Below are 17,495 nucleotides of genomic sequence, written 5' to 3'. Positions count from 1 at the left end.
TTCGTACTGAACGCTTAGATTCATTTTCAATCTATTGAGAGGATATGGCTATGAACTTTGCAGAACTCCACAACCAGCATGACCCCCTTCTTATTGCTAACGTTTGGGATGCCACGAGTGCTGTTGCAGCGCAAGAATCAGGTTATCAGGCTCTGGGAACGTCCAGCGCAGCAATAGCGTCCACACTGGGATATGAAGACGGGCAGGGAATGCCGTTTGATGAATTATTTTATATAGTCACCCGTATCCGGGCTGTCAGCAACCTGCCATTGAGTGTTGACATGGAGGCAGGATATGGTGATTCAGCCGAAGAGATAATAACCAATTTCAGACGCCTTGCTCAGTCAGGTGTATCAGGCGTTAACCTTGAAGACAGCAGAGTCATAAACGGAGTTCGTCAACTTGACGATGTATCTGATTTTTCTCGTAGTCTGAGAATAATATGCAATACGCTGAGAAGCGAAAATTATAGCCTGTTTCTGAACATCCGGACTGACACTTACATGCTCAGGCATGAAAGCGCGTTACAGGAGACGATATTACGGGGTCAGCACTATAAAGCTGCCGGTGCTGACGGCCTTTTTGTTCCCTGCCTGACGTCAGAGAAAGAGATAAGCCTCATTGCAGAGGCAACGGGTCTGCCTCTGAATGTTATGTGTATGCCTGATCTTCCGTCGTTCGGTAGGCTGAAACTGGCCGGGGTAAACCGCATTTCAATGGGCAATTTTGTGCATTCAGCCATTCAGTCAAAGCTGACTGATTTAATGCATGGGATCCAATCTCGTCAGACGTTTGAAGGACTTTTTGGTGATGAAAGTAATCGATAAGAGTTTGTGCGATATCTGGTATCAGGCATTACTTGAACGTGCTTCAGAATATACTGGCGTGTTTTTTGTCGGCGTCAAAACCACTGGCGTATTCTGCATTTCGGTATGTCGGGCACGAAAGCCCAAACGTGAAAATGTAGAGTTTTATAAAGATGCCAAATCTGCCCTGGCGGCCGGCTTTCGTCCCTGTAAAGTCTGCAGACCCGCAGAAAATGCGCATAGCGCGCCATCGTTTGTTGAACAGGCGCTTACGCTTGTCCAGCGCGATATTAAATCACGTGTATCTGACGCTGAGCTTCGTCAGCATGGGATCAGCCCTGAACGGGTACGACGCTGGTTTTTGCAGCATCACGGCATCACTTTTCAGGCTTTCCAGCGAATGCAGCGGGTAAACATTGCTTTGCAGGAGTTGAAGAACGGACGAGCGGCAACTGACGTTGCGCTGGACAATGGCTATGAATCCCTGAGCGGGTTTGGTTATACCTACAAGCGACTTACTGGCGCAGCTCCAACTCAGTCAGCCCAGGTGATTGTCATTCACCGGTTTACCACTACGCTGGGGCCAATGTTTGTCTGTGCCACGGAGCGGGGAGTTTGCCTGCTGGAGTTTACCGATCGCCGGATGTTAGAAACGGAATTTCGAGACATCCAGCGTTTACTTAACGCCAGAATTGTCACAGGAGAAAACAGCCATACCCGGCAGACAGTAAAAGAAATCAGCGAATATTTTGCCGGAACTCGCCGGCAGTTTGATCTCTCTATAGATGCCCCGGGTAGTCATTTTCAACACTCCGTCTGGCATGAGTTGAGTACTGTTCCATATGGACAAACCTCACACTACCAGGCTATTTCACTACTAATTAACAAGCCAAATGCTGTACGCGCCGTCGCTGCGGCTAATGGTGCAAACCGGATTGCGATAGTTATCCCCTGTCACAGGATAATTGGAAAAGATGGAGGGATGACAGGTTACGGTGGTGGTATTTCACGTAAAGAATGGCTCATTGAGCATGAGAGAAACAATGTTTAATGGTCTGATACCCCACCCCAATGCAGCAGGAAAATTTAATGCTCTGTATGAGGTCGTAGTACTTGTGACTTTTGAATGTTTGTTGCAACTAAAGGTCCGCTTTTCGCTCAAAGCAGACCACAACCTCTGAGCCTCCTATAATTGTCCGCCTTGTGCCAAAAGCGGAAGTTGCTAACATTGTGATATGTTACTTTCTGAATACGGGGCACGTGATGGTCACCACACATGTTTTTATCGCGGTCAGTCTTGATGGTTATATTGCCCGGCAGGATGGCGATATCGACTGGCTGTTGAAGCGCGATGACCCGACAGAAGATCATGGCTATGCAGCATTCATCGCGGACATAGATTGGATCGTTATGGGTCGAGGCAGCTATGAGAAGGTGCTGACCTTTGACGAATGGCCTTATGATCGGCCCGTGCTGGTGCTCTCCCGACAGCTAACTGATACCCCCGTACCTGAGAAGCTGAAGGGCAAAGTGCAGTTCTCATGTCGTGCGCCAGGAGAGGTGCTTGCTGACCTGACGGAGCAGAACGCGCATCGCGTCTATATCGATGGCGGGCAGGTAATACAGTCGTTCCTGCGCGAAGGTCTGGTCGCCGATATCGTTATTACTACCGTTCCTGTCCTGCTCGGTTCGGGAAAACCGTTGTTCGGAACCCTGACTGAGGATATAGATTTGACTCTGATATCAAGCCGCAGCTTCCCTTCGGGTCTGGTGCAGTCGCACTATCGGCTGACGTCATAAACTGCATATCAACATAACGGCGACCTCCGCTAAAGCGAGAGTTATGCCCTGCTGCCAGCGGTACTTTTTACTTCAACTGGAGTGACCACGCTCCTCGCTGCTGGCTGGCCTTCACCCTAACCCCTTCGAACCAGAAACGGACATCCCGGTCACTATTTCTTCTTATTCAACATCGATTTTAAATCGGCAAAAGGATTATAGGTCGCAGCACCGACATCTTTCTGTGCATCCTCCCCCGCCACCACGCTTGTGCCGTACTGGTCGGCTTCTGTGTATTTCGAATGTTCATGGTCATGACAAAACAGGCACAACAGCTCCCAGTTGCTACCGTCTTCCGGGTTATTGGTATGATCGTGATCGATATGGTGAACCGTTAATTCGCGGAGGTTTGAATAAACAAACTCACGCGAGCAACGCCCGCATACCCAGGGATAGATTTTTAATGCTTTCTCACGATAACCACTTTCCAGTCGCGCGTAGTTTTTTGGGATCAGAGCCATTGCCAGTGCTACCTGTTAAAAAGAGATAAGTGAACACTATATCGCAAAAAGCGGCAGAAGAAGAACCGTACCGCGCGCCGGGTCAGTGAAGGGTTTCCCACAGCAGTTTTATCAGCAGCGTACAGGCCAGCAGCAGGAAAAGTCGGCGTATCCAGTGATTTCCCCCTTTGAGGGCAATCTGCACGCCGATGACAGAACCACTAATTGCCGCGATCCCTAACGGAATGGCCAGTTCATAATGAATAAGACCGTTCGGAACGAGAAAAAATAACGTGGCGAAGTTGGTACCAAAATTGACGACCTTGGCGCAGGCGGTAGCGCGCAAAAAATCAAAATGAAAGAAACGAATAAACAGGAACAGCAGAAAACTTCCCGTTCCCGGGCCAATAAACCCGTCATAAAAGCCAATAGCAAACCCCAGACACATCCCCTTGAGCAGGTCAGCCCGGCCAGGCGGCTGGCTGTTGTCATGGTTCCCGAACTGCGGTTTGAACCAGGTGTAAGCCACCATCATCGCCAGCACAATAATCACCACCGGGCGCATCCATGCGGATGGCATAAAGTCCAGCAGTCTGATCCCCACATACGCGCCGACAACCGCACTTACAGCCGTGGGCAGGATCAGTTTCCAGGGAAGCCGCAACCTTGTCATAAACTGCCTGACGGACATCAGATGTCCCATCACCGAAGAGAGTTTGTCGATGCCCATGATTTGGGCAGGCGTAAAGTGGGGAAGCGTGGTATAGAAGGTCGGAATGGTGATCAATCCACCCCCGCCGACGGCCGCGTTAATGATGCCCGCAATAAATGCCACCGGGATCAGGATATAAAGCTCGTGGCTCATGAATATTCCTTTCTGAATGATACCCGGCGGCTATGGTAGGATTGCGTTAACTGGCAGTCCAATATATAAATAACTATCGATTTATATACCTGGACATATAAGTGGAATTCCGCCATCTCCGCTATTTTCTGACTGTCGCTGAAGAGCTGCACTTCACCCGCGCGGCAGAAAAACTCAATATCGGCCAGCCTCCGTTGTCGCAGCAGATCCAGTCCCTTGAAAGCGAGTTGGGCGTCAAGCTCTTTAACCGAACGAAGCGCAGCGTAGCCCTGACGGAAGCCGGTGAACACCTCGTCATTCAGGCGAAGGAAATATTACGGATGAGCGGCGCTCTGCAGTCTGAATTGCGTGATATTGAGCAGGGGAAAACGGGAGAGCTGCGGATAGGATTTACCACGACCGGTTTGTTTGTGGATGAACTCAGCCACCCGCTTAAAACCTACCGGCGCCGCTATCCTGACGTCAGGATCTCACTCTTTGAGATGTACTCACGGCAACAATTTGACGCCCTTCTCCATCAGGACATCGACATCGGCTACGTGCGTCTTACCCCCGACACCACGCAGGATGGCCTGGACATACACATCCTGAGACACGATCGTCTCTGTGTTGTCCTGCCAGAAGACCATCCTGAAGCGGCAAAAGATTCGCTGACCCTTGCAGATGTGCGCCATGAGCCTTTTATCTTTTACCCTGAAAAATCAGGCGCTGCCGTCCCTGAACGGGTCAGACGGCTCAGTCAGCGGGCCGGATTCACGCCGACGGTGGTTCAGGAAGCGGCGGAGGTATTGACGCATATTGGGCTTGTTGCGGCAGGTGTGGGCATTTCTGTTCTCCCAAAACCGGTTGACAGCCTCAGGCCCGGCGGGGTGAGGTTCATCCCTTTGGCCGATGAGGATGCTGAGCTGTGTATGGCTCTGGTGACCCGAAGCAATGAAAGGAATATGCGGATCCTCAACTACATCAGTCTTGCTGCACCGCACGCGTAACCGGCCAGGTCAGTAGCGTATGCTCAACATGCTGGGCGCTGACCTTATCATTGTCGCGCGGGATAAATCAAAGGCCGAATCTGTCGCATCTGAATTACGGGCCGGGGGCCGTTCCGTGTCGGCCATTAAACTCGATGTGACCCGTGAAGTGGATCGCTCGCCCATCTCTCCGATCCGAACTCACCGGTTTACCCTGTCCGCGCCCTGGGCTACGACACCTCCAAGGCCGCACTAAATGCCTTCACGATTTTGCTCGCAGAAGAATTGTGCGGCACGTCAGTCAAAATTAACGCGGTCCACCCCGGCTGGCTGCGAACGGACATGGGGTGTCAGCGGGCCAGCATGAGCGCCGAAGACGGCGCGCGGACTGTCGTCCGTTATGCCGTTCTTGATAAGGGCGGCCCGACGGGTGGCTTTTTCTTCGACGATCAACGTTTGCCCTGGTAAATAAGGAATCCCCATGAATAAGAATCTTGCCGGAAAAGTCGCGCTCGTCACCGNCCGCTGCCGCGCTGGCCGATCAGGGTGCGGATATCGCCATCAGCTATATCGCGTCTGAAGCGAAGGCGCTGACCGTCGTTGATGGGCTCAAAGCCAGAGGCGTACGCGCCATCGCGGTTAAGGCCGACCAGGGCGATCCGGGAGCTTCTGAGTCGCTGGTACATGAAACTCGGGCGGCTCGACATTCTGGTCAATAACGCCGCTGTGGCCTGGCAGGGCAAGACCATCGACGCGCCGGACATTGACAACGCGGTAATGGATAGGCAATGGGCCATTAACACGATGGGCGTGATCGCTAATATCCGCGCCGCCGTGAAAGTGATGCCCGACGGTGGGCGCATCATTTCGATCGGCTCCGGCCTCGGCACCCGCATCGCGTTTCCCGGCACCGCCGATTACGCCGCCAGCAAAGCCGCCATTGTCGGCTACAGTAAAGGCGCGGCGCGCGACCTGGGCACCCGCGGCATTACCGTTAACGTCGTGCAGGCTGGAATGATGGATACCGACATGGTCGCCGGGTCGAAGGGTAAACTCCCGGCGATCATCATGGAATCACACGCTATCCCGCGCTTCGCCGAACTTGAAGAGGTCGCCGCCGCGATCGTGTTCCTTGCCGGACCGGATGCCGCGTTCATTACTGGCGCGGTGATTGATGTGAATGGAGGGTTTACGGCCTGAGTTGTCATTCAGGCAATGAAATAAAGAAGGGGTAATCGTGAGTTACCCCTTAAACTACATCAGGCAATATTACTGATAACGATCTCCGTGACCTCAGCGATATGCTTTTCCTTATTCAATGATTTGGGATAAACCTCAAAGACCTGCGGTAAACCTAAATCCAGGGCAATCGCTTTTGCTATTTCGAGCGGGTGGATCACGTCACGGGTGGTACCAATCACTTTTAGCGGAATACCTGCGGCTTTCACTGCTCCGGCATCAAAACCGGGCTCGCAGCAGGCAATCCGCCGGAGTAAGTGCAGCGTTTTTTCCACCGGCATGGCAAAGGTATTGAGCAGCGAGTTGGCGTTATCCTGTGACTGAAACAAAATAGTCTGAAATGTCGCCGATTGTTCAAACGCTTTTTTACCTTCATCAGCACCATATAGCGTCAGGTAATCTGCCAGTACGCTATATATGTTCATATTGAGCGGGCTGCGTTTGTCGTGCCACGCCGGGCGAACCAGGGTCAGCGATGTCACCCGCTCCGGATGTACGCTGGCAATGTACGCAACAATGGCGGCCCCCATCGAAATTCCCGCCATCGCGGCTTTTTCAATATTCAGGGTGTCCATTAATGCCAGCAGATCGCTGGCAAAGGTCCTGATGCTCACATCCTCAGGCTCGCCGAGATCCGACTGGCCATGTCCCCGGCAATCGAGCGTGATCAGACGATAGCCAGACGCAACAAATGTGCTGGTTGTCTGACCATGATCGCCGGTCAGTCCGTGCTGAAAAATTAGCAGAGGGCCTTCACCGCCACTGTCGTAATAGCGTAGCGTGAGGTTATGACGTGTGAATGTCTTCAACATAACCGCCCCTTAAAGAATGTTCAGATGATTATCCAGCATCCGTGACACCTCCTGCGCTTCGCTGTCCGCAAGACCGTGCGTGATGATGCAGCCATCAAACCCGGACGCTTTAAGCTGTTTCAAATAGAAGTGATAATCGAGCACTCCCTTCCCCGCGGTGGCAAACGAACCATCAGAGTTGCGGTCTTTCGCATGCGCAATGGCGATATCATCTGCCAGTAAATCAAGTGCCCTTTTCACAATGCGGTGCTGCTCGATGATGGTCGCCACTTCGAACAAATTTGCGGGATCAAAAATGACTTTCAGGAAGTCGCTTTTCATTTCATCAATCAGCTGGCGTGCTTTTTCCGCATTGTTCACGATATTGGCCAGCTCTGGTTCAATACCCAGTGATACGCCATATTTGCTGGCAATCTGTAGCGCGTGGGTCATTGTTTCGCAGATTTTTTGCCAGGCCTGCGGCGTATTGTTATCGGGGTGAAAACGCCATTGATCCTCCGCATCCAGCGTCCCGGTACATAAGGTGACCAGTGGGCAATTCAGACGTGCTGCCGCCTCACAAATGACATTCAGAGACGCCATGCCTTTATCAATCACGGTCTGATCCGGGTGGGTCATATTGAATGTCGCGGAGATCGCTTCAATTTTTACACCATGCTTTCTGGCCGCAGCTGCAATCTCTTCAATTTTCTCATCCGCAATCACCGCGGGCAGCGAAGGCAGACCCGCGCTGGCAAAGTTGAACTGTGTCGCATCGTAGCCAAGCGATTTGAGGGTGCGAAAGTTGTCATCCACATTCGAGGTAGCGAAGGTTTTGGAAAAGATCCCCTTATGCATCATACCGCTCCTCTTGTGCTGGCCACGGTCACAGCACGGCCGGTGCGCACGGACTCACCAATGGCCGCCATCGTTTTCACAATATAGAGACCCTCTTCCACCGTGGTACCGGCGATCGGCGAGTTATTCAGAATCGTGCTGGCAAATGCCTCTACCTGGCGACGATAGAAGTGACCATCGGCCGCCAGCGGGCGGCTCCAGACCGCACCATTTTCATGGAAGATATCGACATCGCTCGATTTGAACAGCCATGGATTGTACGTTTTGCCGAGTATGCTGCCGTTCTCGCCGTAAATCTGGAATCCTTCATGCCAGTCCATGCGAACGCCGACGCTCAGGTCGAGATGGCCGAGTGTGCCGTTGGCAAACGCGACATCCATGAACCAGCAGTGCACACCCCCGCGATGGATAAAGCGTGCTTCCACTTCGGTGATTTCGCCAGCCAGATAGCTGGCGGTGTCCACCAGATGGCTGCCGTGGGCCAGCATGTAATAGCGCTGAAGGTCAGATTTGGGGTCAACCGCGGGTTTGCGTTTTGCTGCGCTGGTGATCATTTTGGGCTGTACCGCGTCCGTCACGGTATAACGATGACTGTTGTCGCAATACCAGCCTTTGTACGCCACCAGGTCGCCCATATCATGGGTAATAAAGTCGTGCGCAGCCTGAATACCGCCATCAAAACGTTTCATATGCGCGACCTGGAAAACACAGCCGGAAGCGTTTACCGCCTGCACCAGTTCTTCGCACTCTTCAACGGTGATGCCGAGCGGTTTCTCGCACAGCACGTGCTTTCCTGCTTTCAGCGCCATTAGCGCCAGTTGCACATGGAATGCGTCCGTGGTGGCAATGATTACCGCGTCCACCTTTTCATCGTCGAGCATGGCCTGATAGTCGGCACAGGCGACTTTCGGTGCCCACATGGCCGCCATGCGTTCACGCAGGTCATCCGCACTATCGCAAATGGCGTAAAGTTCAGCATTACTGGCCTTCGTACAGGATTCAAAATGGGCTGCTTGTGAAATTGGCCCGCAGCCAAGCACCCCGACACGGAGTTTACGTTGCTCAGTAGACATTATTATTTCCTTAGACAGTTAACATGTAAATTCAACAACAGGGATACGAAGACGCGTATCCCGAAGTCATGGGTCATCAATTGACCTGTTGTATTTTCAGCGCCCGAATTTCCTCTTTCAGGCGATCGGATTTCATTCCGAAAACGCTCTGGATATTGGCACCGACCTCAACAATTCCGGCCGCGCCCAGTTTTTTCAGTACGTCTTTATTCACCAGACTCTTATCCAGGACATCAATACGCAGTCGCGACATGCAGGCTTCAATAGCAGTCATATTCGCTAAACCCGCCATAGGCGGCAATAATGCCGGCAACCAGATCGTTAGCCCCGTCGGCGGTCGTTTCCGGGTTTTCTGCTTCATCCTGCTCACGGCCCGGCGTGAGCAGGTTCCAGCGGCGAATGGCAACGCTAAACAGGAAGTAGTAAACCACCGCCATGGCGATCCCCACCGGGAAGACCATCAGCCAGTTGGTCTCTTTAGGCATAATTCCGAAGAAGAGGAAGTCGATAAGGCCGCCCGAGAATGAGAGGCCGATATGCACCTGCAATTGCTGCATCAGCAGGAAAACGATCCCGGCCAGGAAAGCGTGGATGCCGTATAACACCGGCGCCACAAAGAGGAAGGAAAATTCAACCGGCTCAGTAATGCCGCACACAATGGAAGTAATGGCACCGGAAAGCATAATGCCTTTCACCCGTCGTTTATTTTTCTCATCTGCACAGCGGTAGATCGCCAGCGCAATAGCCGGAACGCAGAACAATTTGATCGGGGTTAAGCCTGCCATAAAGGTGCCGGCAGTGATGGGTACCTGATCTTTCAACTGGGCAAAAAAGATCAATTGATCGCCATGAACAACCTGCCCCGCTTTATTCACATATTCACCAAACTGCAGCCAGAAGGTTGGCCACCAGACATGGTTTAAACCAAACGGGATCAGTAAACGTTCAATGAAGCCAAACAAGAAGGCTGAGAATCCCTGTCCCTGACCCAGCATCAGGTTAGAAAGACCATTGATGGCATGCTGCACGGAAGGCCATATCAGCGCCATGATGATGCCGATAAACAGGGCGATAAAGGAAGTGATAATGGGCACAAAGCGCTTACCGGAGAAGAACTCGAGCCACGATGGTAATGAAATGCGATAGTACTTTTTGTACATGGCGGCGGCGAGGATCCCCATGACGATGCCACCAAATACCCCGGTCTGCAAAGAGGGGATGCCCAGCACCAGGGAATAGTCACGGTTCGTGGCGACGGCTTCAGGCGTGATGCCCAGAAACTGACCGATGGTGACGTTCATGATCAGGAAACCCGCAATGGCGGAAAGCCCGGCAATACCCTGATCGTTGGATAATCCAACGGCCACGCCCACGGCAAATAAAAGCGGCAGGTTTGCAAAAATGACCCCACCCGCTTCAGACATCATTTTAAGTGTATGAACAAGCCATGGCGCATCCAGAAAAGGCAGTGATGCGACGATATTGGGATCCTGAAAACTGGTGCCGAACGCTAACAAAATCCCCGCTGCAGGCAGGATAGCAATGGGGATCATGAGTGAGCGACCGATGGCCTGTAACTTTTGTAATATATTGAATTTAGACATAAATAAAATCCTGAAGTTGGATTATTTTTTTATTCAGCCTGGGTGAACAACCGATCCTGCTGATGTAGGGAATACCTGTTTATAACCGGCAGATAGCAAATAAAATCGCTACATTGCATAAACAGAATATGTTTGGATTTGGTTAATAAAAAACAGTCGTTTTTAAGAAAAAAGACTTCCTGTTTTAATGCAAAACGGGAATAATTTTGAGCATCATCACAGACTACCGCGCAAAATCTCTGCTAAAACAGGAACCGCACTGCTTTTAGACGGCCAACACAATGACAATTCTGGAAGGGTATTTCCGCAAACTTCACGCCCGCTACGGGGTTAATCAGTCAGCACATGTACAGATGGCGGAAATATCGGATCTGTTTGGCTGCTCAATTCGTAATACGCGTAATATGCTCAACCGCATGCGTGAGAACGAATGGCTGGTCTGGCAGGCTAAGCGCGGGCGTGGAAACAGTTCATCATTACGATTGCTGGTCACGCCAGACTCGCTTTTTAATCAGAGCGTTAATGAATTACTGGCCCGTCAGGACGTGGGCAAAGTGCTGAAGTTTATCGGCACTGAAAAACATCTGCTGGAAAGGATCATTCAGTACAAATTTGGGGCGTCCGGGGATGGGAGCGAAACCAAGGTTCGCATTCCCTATTATCGTAATCTTGATGAACTGAATCCGTTAAAGCCGCTGCGCCGCACAGAGCGGCACCTGCTGCGTCAGTGTCTTAGCGGATTAGCCCGTTACGATCCAGTACGGATGGAAATTGTTCCTGACCTCGCCCATTACTGGAGCCATAACGCGGATTACACACAATGGGAGTTTTTTTTAAAGCCTACGTCGATGTTTTCCGATGGGACGGCGGTGAAATCCCATGATGTCAAAAAATGCCTGGAGCTGGCGCGAGCTGCACCCTGGTTTATATCGCTATTTCAGCTGATTAACACAATCGAGGTGGAGGGTGATTATCGAATTATGATAAAAAACCATGCGCCAGTTAAACACATGGATTTTTTACTGGCGACGCAGCCTGCTCTGATTTTTGACCGACAGAATGACATAATGAAATGTACCGGACCTTTCTTCGTGGCAAGTAATGAGGAAGGTTTTTTAACGCTGCGGCGCAACCCCCATTATCATCAGGCAAGACCAATGCTCAGTGAAATTGCTATATTTACCTGGGCTCCGAAAAGTATCAGCATGAGCTTTATTCCTGTCCTTCACGATGAAGAAAAGAGTAATGCCGACACCTTCAAAGAGCGCAAGCTTGAACATGGTTGTTGCTTTTTATTGGTTGATAGTCAGGGCGCGTTTGCTTCAGCAGAATCACGCAAATTCATTAACAAAGCGCTACAACCTATTGAAATATTAGACAATAGCGATTTACCGGAAGAATACGGCAATATATTGTCACTGGCACAGGGCATGTTGCCGGAGTGGAATCATAAATGTGTCGATTTTGGCACGATTGCCTCGCCCTATGTCGTTAACCGCAAAATCGTGATCGCCACTTACCAGCAGCCTGAACTGGTAAAATTATCAAATGCCATCGCCATGATCCTTAAGCGGCATAATTACCATGTCGACGTGTTGGCACCGCCCTTTTCCGAATTTTCAACTATGAAAAATATCAGCGCTGATTTATGGCTCACTAATTTTATGGTCGATAATATTTCTTCCCACGCTTTTCTTGACTGGCTTTCTCCGGACCCGGTGTTTAAAAAACTACCGGAGCACTACGCCAGTGCTTATCAACAGCTGCAGGCGGACTTGATGAACGCCGATATTACAGACAATAAAAACGGGATCGAAACGTTTTTTAGCACGTTAACCCACCAGCGATGGCTGATTCCCTTGTTCCACCACTGGCTGGAGCTGAAAAGCGAAAAATCCTTCAGCTGGCGCGATCTCAATACGCTCGGCTGGCCTGATTTCAGTCAGCTATGGTCGGATTAAAACAACAGATCGTCTACGCTTTCGCTATTACATTGCGGGCAGCGAGAATAATTTACTCAATANTAGCCGCACCATCCGCACCGTATTGAGTAATATGTATCGGCGGAATTTGGTAGCCATAAAGTATATTGTCTTTCAGCATCACCTGAACCTGAGATTCAATTAAGGGATACAAACTGCTTAAGGGCCCACCGAGGATGATTTCTTCAGGGTCGAATAAATAGATCAAGTTAAGTAAACCGGCAGATAATGCCTCAGCCCATTTATCGAGAATTTGCGGGAACTGGGGAATCTCCTTGATATTACCGGGGTCAGCCATCCATGCCATCTGCTCCTCGATAGTGGCTTTACCAGGCAACCAGGGGCTAAAGCGCTGATAGCCCGCCAGCATTTCAAATGCCGCTTCTGATGCCTCTGAAACCTTGTCAGACATGATCATATGACCGAATTCACCCGCAAATCCGTGGGCGCCTTTAACGATTTGTCCCTGTTGTATGACGGCACCGCCAAGCCCTTCGGCGAGCAGAATAAGAAGCATATTTTTGACATCGGTTTTATTTAAGCGAGATTGTTCAGCATTGGCAAAAGCGACGGCATCGTTACAGACAATAACCGGCCATACCAGCTCCTGGCGGGCAGAAAGCAGTGTCTGAAGTGGGACATCACGCCAGTGCAGGAAAGGCGCAATAACAACCCGACCTGTTTTATCGATAAGACCCGGCACCGATACGCAGACCCCCTGAAGCTGTTGAGACGATACGCCAGATAACGAGAGCAAACGCGCTGGAAGTTGTGCAATAAGGTCGATCATTTGCAGGAGATCGCTTCTTAATGATTCTATGGGCACTGTTATCCTTTCAATCACCTGCATCCCAAGGCCAATCAAAATACCCGTCAATGCACTGCTGGAAATATCAATACCGATGGCATAAGCTCCCTGAGGATTAATTCGAATACCGGCCCCTGGCCTCCCGGGGCGCCCTTTCTCCATGTGTAAATCCGTTTCCAGTACCAGCCCGGCGGCGATCAGTTCATTGATCGCCCGGCCTACTGTCGCGCGCGTTAAACCCAGTATTCGGGACAGATCGGCACGGGAGAAAATCCCTCCCCGCCTGAGTTGATGGAGGCTACGAACCGTATTGATATTACGAAATGAGTCAGTAGAATCTGGTGTCTGATATAGCAGGGATGATATGCCAGAACTGCGGGTCGCCATGCTATCCGGGTCATTATTTTGCAAAGCTTCTTTTCCCTCCACGGCACCCTGACGTGCCGCTTTGCGCGCCCGATACAAATAACTTTTGAGGGTAGCCAGCGTAATGGGTAATCCATTGTCGCTTAATGCCCGGGCGATATCGGCAATGCTCGTCCCCGCCGCAATGCGTTTTTCAATGTCCGGTAAAAGCGCCCGCAACTGTGCCGATTTTTTTCTGGTTTCGAGTTTCTCAACCGCCGCCTGCAGTTTCTGTTGTTTAGTCATCAGGTTATACCTTTTATTGCATCTTAAATGCATTCCACATGCATTCCTTATGCATATATCAAACTGATTTTAAAGGTTTTTTATGGTTTACTTTTAAGTTGTGTTAGCGTAAAAACAAAATGGCAATGTGATTATACGTATAAGGTTCAAGCGATATACAGCGATTTTTACCGTAACAGCAGCCGATTATTTTCTCCGGGGGGTGCTATGACTCGACCATCAATAACATCACACAAATCAGTAGGTCACCATATATTAGTGATTGATATTGGTGGTACACATGTCAAATTTGGCTACCTGAAACAGGGCCTTCCTTTATCATTCTCACATATCATCGCAACTCTCCAGTTACGTACCAGAGATTCCATATCCTGCCTGGTCAATGAAATAAAACGCGTTATAAGCGAAACAGGAATAACACCTGATGTGATTGTCGTCACCGTACCCGGTTTTCTGGCTAAAGATAGCGATCTTGTTCTGCATCTGCCCAATATCCCTGAAATGTCGGGAATACGGCTAAAGACAGAGCTTGTCAGGCGGCTTAATATTCCCGTCACACTGGAAAGAGATTCTGTTCTGGCGCTAATGGGTGAATGCAGTCATGAGCCGACATTACAGGAACGCCCCGTGCTGGGTATTTTTTTTGGCACAGGGATCGGTGCAGCAATGCTGATTAATGGGCAACCGTTCCGTGGCGATGGCTGGGCTCTGGAAATAGGCCATATGCCGGTTTTTAACGATTCATCTTATGGTGATTCTGGCCGTCAGCTGAATGTCGAAGATTACGCGTCGGGTCGGGCACTGGTCGCCATTGCCGCAAAATACAAACAGCCTGTTGATGACATATTCGCTATCCGTCATAGCGATACCCACTTATCCTCCGAACTTGATGCTTTTATCCATCACCAGGCACAAGTAATAGAAAGCGCCATCGCACTATTGTCCCCGGCGGTGGTGATTCTGGGTGGCGGTGTTGTCTCGATGAAAAATTACCCTACAGAACGGCTGGAATCATTGCTTACCCTGGGTAACCCTTTCGCTGCGGGACATATTTCGCAAGAAATACGGTGGGCGAAACATGGCTGGAAAAGCGTATTGTATGGCGCAGCGATATTCAACAGATAACAGGAGGTATTATGCTTAAAAATATCAATCCTTTATTAGGACCGGAATTACTCTACGTATTGTGTGCAATGGGTCATGGGGAAGATATCGCCATTGTTGACAGAAATTATGCGGCAGCGACAGCCGGTCCTGAAGTGATTCGTTACGAAGGGGTAAATGCACCTGCGTTACTGGATGCTATCCTGACGGTATTTCCGGTTGATAAAAAAGGGGAAGCAGTTGTCAGGATGCAAAAAACCGATCACCCTGATGAAATACTTCCTGTTATGCAAGATTTTATCACTGTATTTGCAAAGCATTATCATGATATTCAGGTTGATTCCCTCACCACTTCGAACTTCAAGTTACGCGCCGCACGATCCGCCGTTATTGTGGTGACCGGGGAAGCGCGCGTATATGGTAATATACTGGTTCGCAAGGGTGTTTTATAAATACCGTCGCAAAAAGCAGGATCCGACATGAACAAAACTGAGATCAACTTACGCTTCCTGGCCGCTTGTGCTACGGCAAGAGAAGCGGGCATGCTTGTCCGGACGCGTTTTCTGGAACGCGATAATGTCCTGAAATTAAAATTCAAAGGCCCGCAGGATTATTTAACGGAAACCGATGGTGAAGTAGAACAACTCATTGCAAGACGTCTGGCAGACGTATTCCCTGATGATGCGTTCTTAGGTGAAGAATATGGCGGTGACATAGATGACAAACTTTGGGTCGTTGATCCTATTGATGGAACCGCAGATTTCGCCAGAGGCGTTCCGTATTTTTGTGTCTCCATTGCCTTTGTCCTGCGTGGGAATACCGAGATTGGGATCGTTTATGACCCCATGGCGGATGAGCTTTTCACCGCCATACGTGGAGGCGGCGCAAGGCTTAATAATCGCCCCATTAAAGTAAGCGAGATCGCTAAAATCGAAGAGTCCGTCATTGAATTAGGCTGGTCTTCGCGGGTGCCTTTTGACGGTTATGCACGAGTCCATGCCAGATTCAACGAACTGGGTGCAAGCGTAAAACGGTGCGGTTCGGGGGCGCTTGGGCTGGTCTACGTCGCCATGGGAAGGCAGGATGCTTACTGTGAATTGCATATCAACGCATGGGATGCAGCAGCGGCTGCCTTGATCGTACAGGAAAGCGGCGGCTGGACTAACCCTTTCCTGACGCCGGAATGTTTACAGCGAGGTAATGAAATCATCGCCTGTACACCGCAGCTACGAAATATCATCGAAGAAAGTATGATGCTGGGGCATTAACGCATAACCGGCGGGATCCTGTATAAGGGCGTTATCTTATGTCAGAAATACACAGCCACGCTTTTTCACTGGCAGGTCGTACTGCCCTGGTCACCGGGGCAAATCGTGGGATCGGCAAAGCATGTGCAATTGCGCTCGGAAAAGCCGGCGCGTCTGTTGCCCTGGCATGCCGGAACCTCTCCGAGGGCAATACGCTGGCCGCAGAGATGCAGCAACAGGGTATCCGAACCTTTGCCGTTGAAATGGACATGTTGTCACTGACTTCTGTTACTGAAGCGATTAGCCAGGTTGCTGCGTTATCCGGTGGGAAGATAGACATACTGGTGAATAATGCCGGACTCAGTCATCCTGCGGCTGCGCTGGAAGTGACCGCTGACGATTTTGATGAAATGTTTTCCCTGAACGTTAAGGGCGCATTTTTTGCCTCTCAAGCCGTTGCCCATATTATGAAGGCACAGGGCGGTGGAACCATTATAAACATTGCTTCCCAGGCAGGTATCGTCGCGTTGCCGGGTGAGCCAGTTTATTGCATGACGAAAGCGGCCATGATCCATATGACCAAATGCCTGGCCGCGGAATGGGCGCAATACCATATCCGGGTAAATGCGGTCGCGCCGACGTTCACGCGCACTGACAGTACGCAGCATTGGCTCAACGATCCGGCAGTATTAGCCTCGTTGATTGGACGCATTCCTCTCGGAAGAGTTGCCGAGACTGAAGATATTGCGGCCCCGGTAGTCTTTCTTTCCTCTCCCGCGTCGGCCATGATCACGGGCGCAGTATTGGCGATAGATGGCGGATGGACTCTTGTCTGAACCTCGAGGAGCGTTCAGGAGCAACAACAAAAAGCCCGCTTAAGTTTCCTTAAGCGGGCTTCTCTGAATCTGGCTCCTCTGACTGGGATCGCCTTAGCCATTAACTGGCTGATCAGTAAGCTAAAGTAAAATTTCTTGGTTGTCAAGACCACCAGAATGACCACCTTTTTACTACTGACTTTTCCTTCCGTCGAGCAAGCCAAGTACAATGAACCAGCATATCATCTATACCATATTTGCCCGCATATCCAGACGTATCTCAGCGGTGAGCTATGAACCAATTCGAAGCAAATCAATCAGCAGCAGACATGAATTTTTAACCATATAAAAATATGAGATTAAGTTTCTGACGTTTGCATAATGTCAGGTAAAATACGCACTTAA

The 17,495-nt window shown here is 50.4% G+C and carries 18 protein-coding genes and 1 pseudogene; 11 read left to right on the top strand and 8 right to left on the bottom strand.

The window, feature by feature from the left end; translation table 11 throughout:
* Positions 1-50 precede the first annotated feature (50 nt).
* From GM30_RS08865 to GM30_RS08855, 3 genes are all read left to right on the top strand, one after another.
* Positions 51-827: an isocitrate lyase/PEP mutase family protein gene (locus GM30_RS08865; RefSeq protein WP_049848315.1), complete on the top strand. Its 777-nt coding sequence runs from the start codon at positions 51-53 to the stop codon at positions 825-827.
* Positions 811-1,857, top strand: coding sequence for a bifunctional transcriptional activator/DNA repair enzyme AdaA (locus GM30_RS08860; RefSeq protein WP_049848314.1), 1,047 nt, complete (start codon positions 811-813; stop codon positions 1,855-1,857). Before GM30_RS08865 ends, GM30_RS08860 begins: the two co-directional genes overlap by 17 nt.
* 212 nt (positions 1,858-2,069) lie before the next feature.
* Positions 2,070-2,606, top strand: a complete 537-nt coding sequence (locus GM30_RS08855) for a dihydrofolate reductase family protein (protein ID WP_049848313.1) — start codon at positions 2,070-2,072, stop codon at positions 2,604-2,606.
* Positions 2,607-2,758: 152 nt separating this feature from the next.
* Here GM30_RS08855 and yajD read toward each other — a convergent pair whose 3' ends face one another.
* Together yajD and GM30_RS08845 are read right to left on the bottom strand one after the other, a co-directional pair.
* Positions 2,759-3,106 (bottom strand): HNH nuclease YajD, encoded by a 348-nt coding sequence (yajD, locus tag GM30_RS08850; RefSeq protein ID WP_049848312.1) that lies wholly within the window; start codon positions 3,104-3,106, stop codon positions 2,759-2,761.
* Between the two features lie 82 nt (positions 3,107-3,188).
* Positions 3,189-3,950, bottom strand: coding sequence for a sulfite exporter TauE/SafE family protein (locus GM30_RS08845; protein ID WP_049848311.1), 762 nt, complete (start codon positions 3,948-3,950; stop codon positions 3,189-3,191).
* A gap of 101 nt (positions 3,951-4,051) precedes the next feature.
* Between GM30_RS08845 and GM30_RS08840 the strand changes: the two genes are divergently transcribed.
* The 3 genes from GM30_RS08840 (at position 4,052) to GM30_RS08830 (ending at position 6,118) form a co-directional block, all read left to right on the top strand.
* Positions 4,052-4,939: a LysR substrate-binding domain-containing protein gene (locus GM30_RS08840; protein WP_049848310.1), complete on the top strand. Its 888-nt coding sequence runs from the start codon at positions 4,052-4,054 to the stop codon at positions 4,937-4,939.
* Positions 4,940-5,143: 204 nt separating this feature from the next.
* Complete coding sequence (locus tag GM30_RS27580; protein WP_202967006.1) at positions 5,144-5,386, top strand: SDR family oxidoreductase; 243 nt, start codon at positions 5,144-5,146, stop codon at positions 5,384-5,386.
* Between the two features lie 216 nt (positions 5,387-5,602).
* A complete protein-coding gene (locus tag GM30_RS08830) occupies positions 5,603-6,118 on the top strand; it encodes an SDR family NAD(P)-dependent oxidoreductase (RefSeq protein ID WP_202967003.1) in 516 nt (171 codons plus the stop codon).
* A gap of 59 nt (positions 6,119-6,177) precedes the next feature.
* Here GM30_RS08830 and GM30_RS08825 read toward each other — a convergent pair whose 3' ends face one another.
* The 4 genes and pseudogenes from GM30_RS08825 to ptsG form a co-directional block, all read right to left on the bottom strand.
* The gene (locus GM30_RS08825; RefSeq protein ID WP_049848308.1) at positions 6,178-6,969 is read right to left on the bottom strand and encodes an alpha/beta fold hydrolase; all 792 of its coding nucleotides are present in this window, start codon (positions 6,967-6,969) and stop codon (positions 6,178-6,180) included.
* Positions 6,970-6,978: 9 nt separating this feature from the next.
* Positions 6,979-7,809, bottom strand: coding sequence for a sugar phosphate isomerase/epimerase family protein (locus GM30_RS08820; protein WP_202967002.1), 831 nt, complete (start codon positions 7,807-7,809; stop codon positions 6,979-6,981).
* Complete coding sequence (locus GM30_RS08815) at positions 7,806-8,879, bottom strand: Gfo/Idh/MocA family protein (RefSeq protein ID WP_155483952.1); 1,074 nt, start codon at positions 8,877-8,879, stop codon at positions 7,806-7,808. The genes GM30_RS08820 and GM30_RS08815 overlap by 4 nt, the downstream gene beginning before the upstream one ends.
* A 76-nt stretch (positions 8,880-8,955) precedes the next feature.
* Positions 8,956-10,483 (bottom strand): annotated as a pseudogene (ptsG, locus tag GM30_RS08810) (glucose-specific PTS transporter subunit IIBC).
* Between the two features lie 281 nt (positions 10,484-10,764).
* Between ptsG and GM30_RS08805 the strand changes: the two are divergent.
* Positions 10,765-12,444 (top strand): SgrR family transcriptional regulator, encoded by a 1,680-nt coding sequence (locus tag GM30_RS08805; protein WP_049848305.1) that lies wholly within the window; start codon positions 10,765-10,767, stop codon positions 12,442-12,444.
* Positions 12,445-12,496: 52 nt separating this feature from the next.
* Here GM30_RS08805 and GM30_RS08800 read toward each other — a convergent pair whose 3' ends face one another.
* Positions 12,497-13,435 (bottom strand): ROK family protein, encoded by a 939-nt coding sequence (locus GM30_RS08800; RefSeq protein WP_476690762.1) that lies wholly within the window; start codon positions 13,433-13,435, stop codon positions 12,497-12,499.
* 696 nt (positions 13,436-14,131) lie between these two features.
* On the opposite strand from GM30_RS08800, the gene GM30_RS08795 reads away from it, so the two are divergent.
* Genes GM30_RS08795 through GM30_RS08780 form a run of 4 tightly spaced genes read left to right on the top strand, consistent with a single transcriptional unit; the run spans position 14,132 to position 17,111 of the window.
* Entirely contained in the window at positions 14,132-15,049 is a 918-nt protein-coding gene (locus tag GM30_RS08795; protein ID WP_049848303.1) for an ROK family protein, read from the top strand.
* Positions 15,050-15,060: 11 nt separating this feature from the next.
* A complete protein-coding gene (locus GM30_RS08790) occupies positions 15,061-15,480 on the top strand; it encodes an RbsD/FucU family protein (protein ID WP_049848302.1) in 420 nt (139 codons plus the stop codon).
* 27 nt (positions 15,481-15,507) lie between these two features.
* Positions 15,508-16,296, top strand: coding sequence for an inositol monophosphatase family protein (locus GM30_RS08785; protein WP_049848301.1), 789 nt, complete (start codon positions 15,508-15,510; stop codon positions 16,294-16,296).
* 38 nt (positions 16,297-16,334) lie between these two features.
* Positions 16,335-17,111: an SDR family NAD(P)-dependent oxidoreductase gene (locus GM30_RS08780; RefSeq protein WP_049848300.1), complete on the top strand. Its 777-nt coding sequence runs from the start codon at positions 16,335-16,337 to the stop codon at positions 17,109-17,111.
* A gap of 14 nt (positions 17,112-17,125) precedes the next feature.
* Here GM30_RS08780 and GM30_RS27130 read toward each other — a convergent pair whose 3' ends face one another.
* Complete coding sequence (locus GM30_RS27130) at positions 17,126-17,320, bottom strand: hypothetical protein (protein ID WP_155483951.1); 195 nt, start codon at positions 17,318-17,320, stop codon at positions 17,126-17,128.
* Positions 17,321-17,495: the final 175 nt, after the last annotated feature.

The sequence above is a fragment of the Trabulsiella odontotermitis genome, assembly GCF_001188485.1.
Lineage (GTDB): Bacteria > Pseudomonadota > Gammaproteobacteria > Enterobacterales > Enterobacteriaceae > Trabulsiella > Trabulsiella odontotermitis_A.
The sequence above is the reverse complement of the archived record's forward strand: the minus strand, read 5'-3'. Positions and strand labels throughout refer to the sequence as shown.

Coding starts and splice junctions, on each gene's coding strand:
- GM30_RS08865 (WP_049848315.1), top strand. CDS start 51: ATGAACTTTGCAGAACTCCACAACCAGCATGACCCCCTTCTTATTGCT.
- GM30_RS08830 (WP_202967003.1), top strand. CDS start 5,603: ATGAAACTCGGGCGGCTCGACATTCTGGTCAATAACGCCGCTGTGGCC.
- GM30_RS08845 (WP_049848311.1), bottom strand. CDS start 3,950: ATGAGCCACGAGCTTTATATCCTGATCCCGGTGGCATTTATTGCGGGC.
- GM30_RS08785 (WP_049848301.1), top strand. CDS start 15,508: ATGAACAAAACTGAGATCAACTTACGCTTCCTGGCCGCTTGTGCTACG.
- yajD (WP_049848312.1), bottom strand. CDS start 3,106: ATGGCTCTGATCCCAAAAAACTACGCGCGACTGGAAAGTGGTTATCGT.
- GM30_RS08855 (WP_049848313.1), top strand. CDS start 2,070: ATGGTCACCACACATGTTTTTATCGCGGTCAGTCTTGATGGTTATATT.
- GM30_RS08780 (WP_049848300.1), top strand. CDS start 16,335: ATGTCAGAAATACACAGCCACGCTTTTTCACTGGCAGGTCGTACTGCC.
- GM30_RS08805 (WP_049848305.1), top strand. CDS start 10,765: ATGACAATTCTGGAAGGGTATTTCCGCAAACTTCACGCCCGCTACGGG.
- GM30_RS08790 (WP_049848302.1), top strand. CDS start 15,061: ATGCTTAAAAATATCAATCCTTTATTAGGACCGGAATTACTCTACGTA.
- GM30_RS08815 (WP_155483952.1), bottom strand. CDS start 8,879: ATGTCTACTGAGCAACGTAAACTCCGTGTCGGGGTGCTTGGCTGCGGG.
- GM30_RS08820 (WP_202967002.1), bottom strand. CDS start 7,809: ATGATGCATAAGGGGATCTTTTCCAAAACCTTCGCTACCTCGAATGTG.
- GM30_RS08825 (WP_049848308.1), bottom strand. CDS start 6,969: ATGTTGAAGACATTCACACGTCATAACCTCACGCTACGCTATTACGAC.
- GM30_RS08860 (WP_049848314.1), top strand. CDS start 811: ATGAAAGTAATCGATAAGAGTTTGTGCGATATCTGGTATCAGGCATTA.
- GM30_RS08795 (WP_049848303.1), top strand. CDS start 14,132: ATGACTCGACCATCAATAACATCACACAAATCAGTAGGTCACCATATA.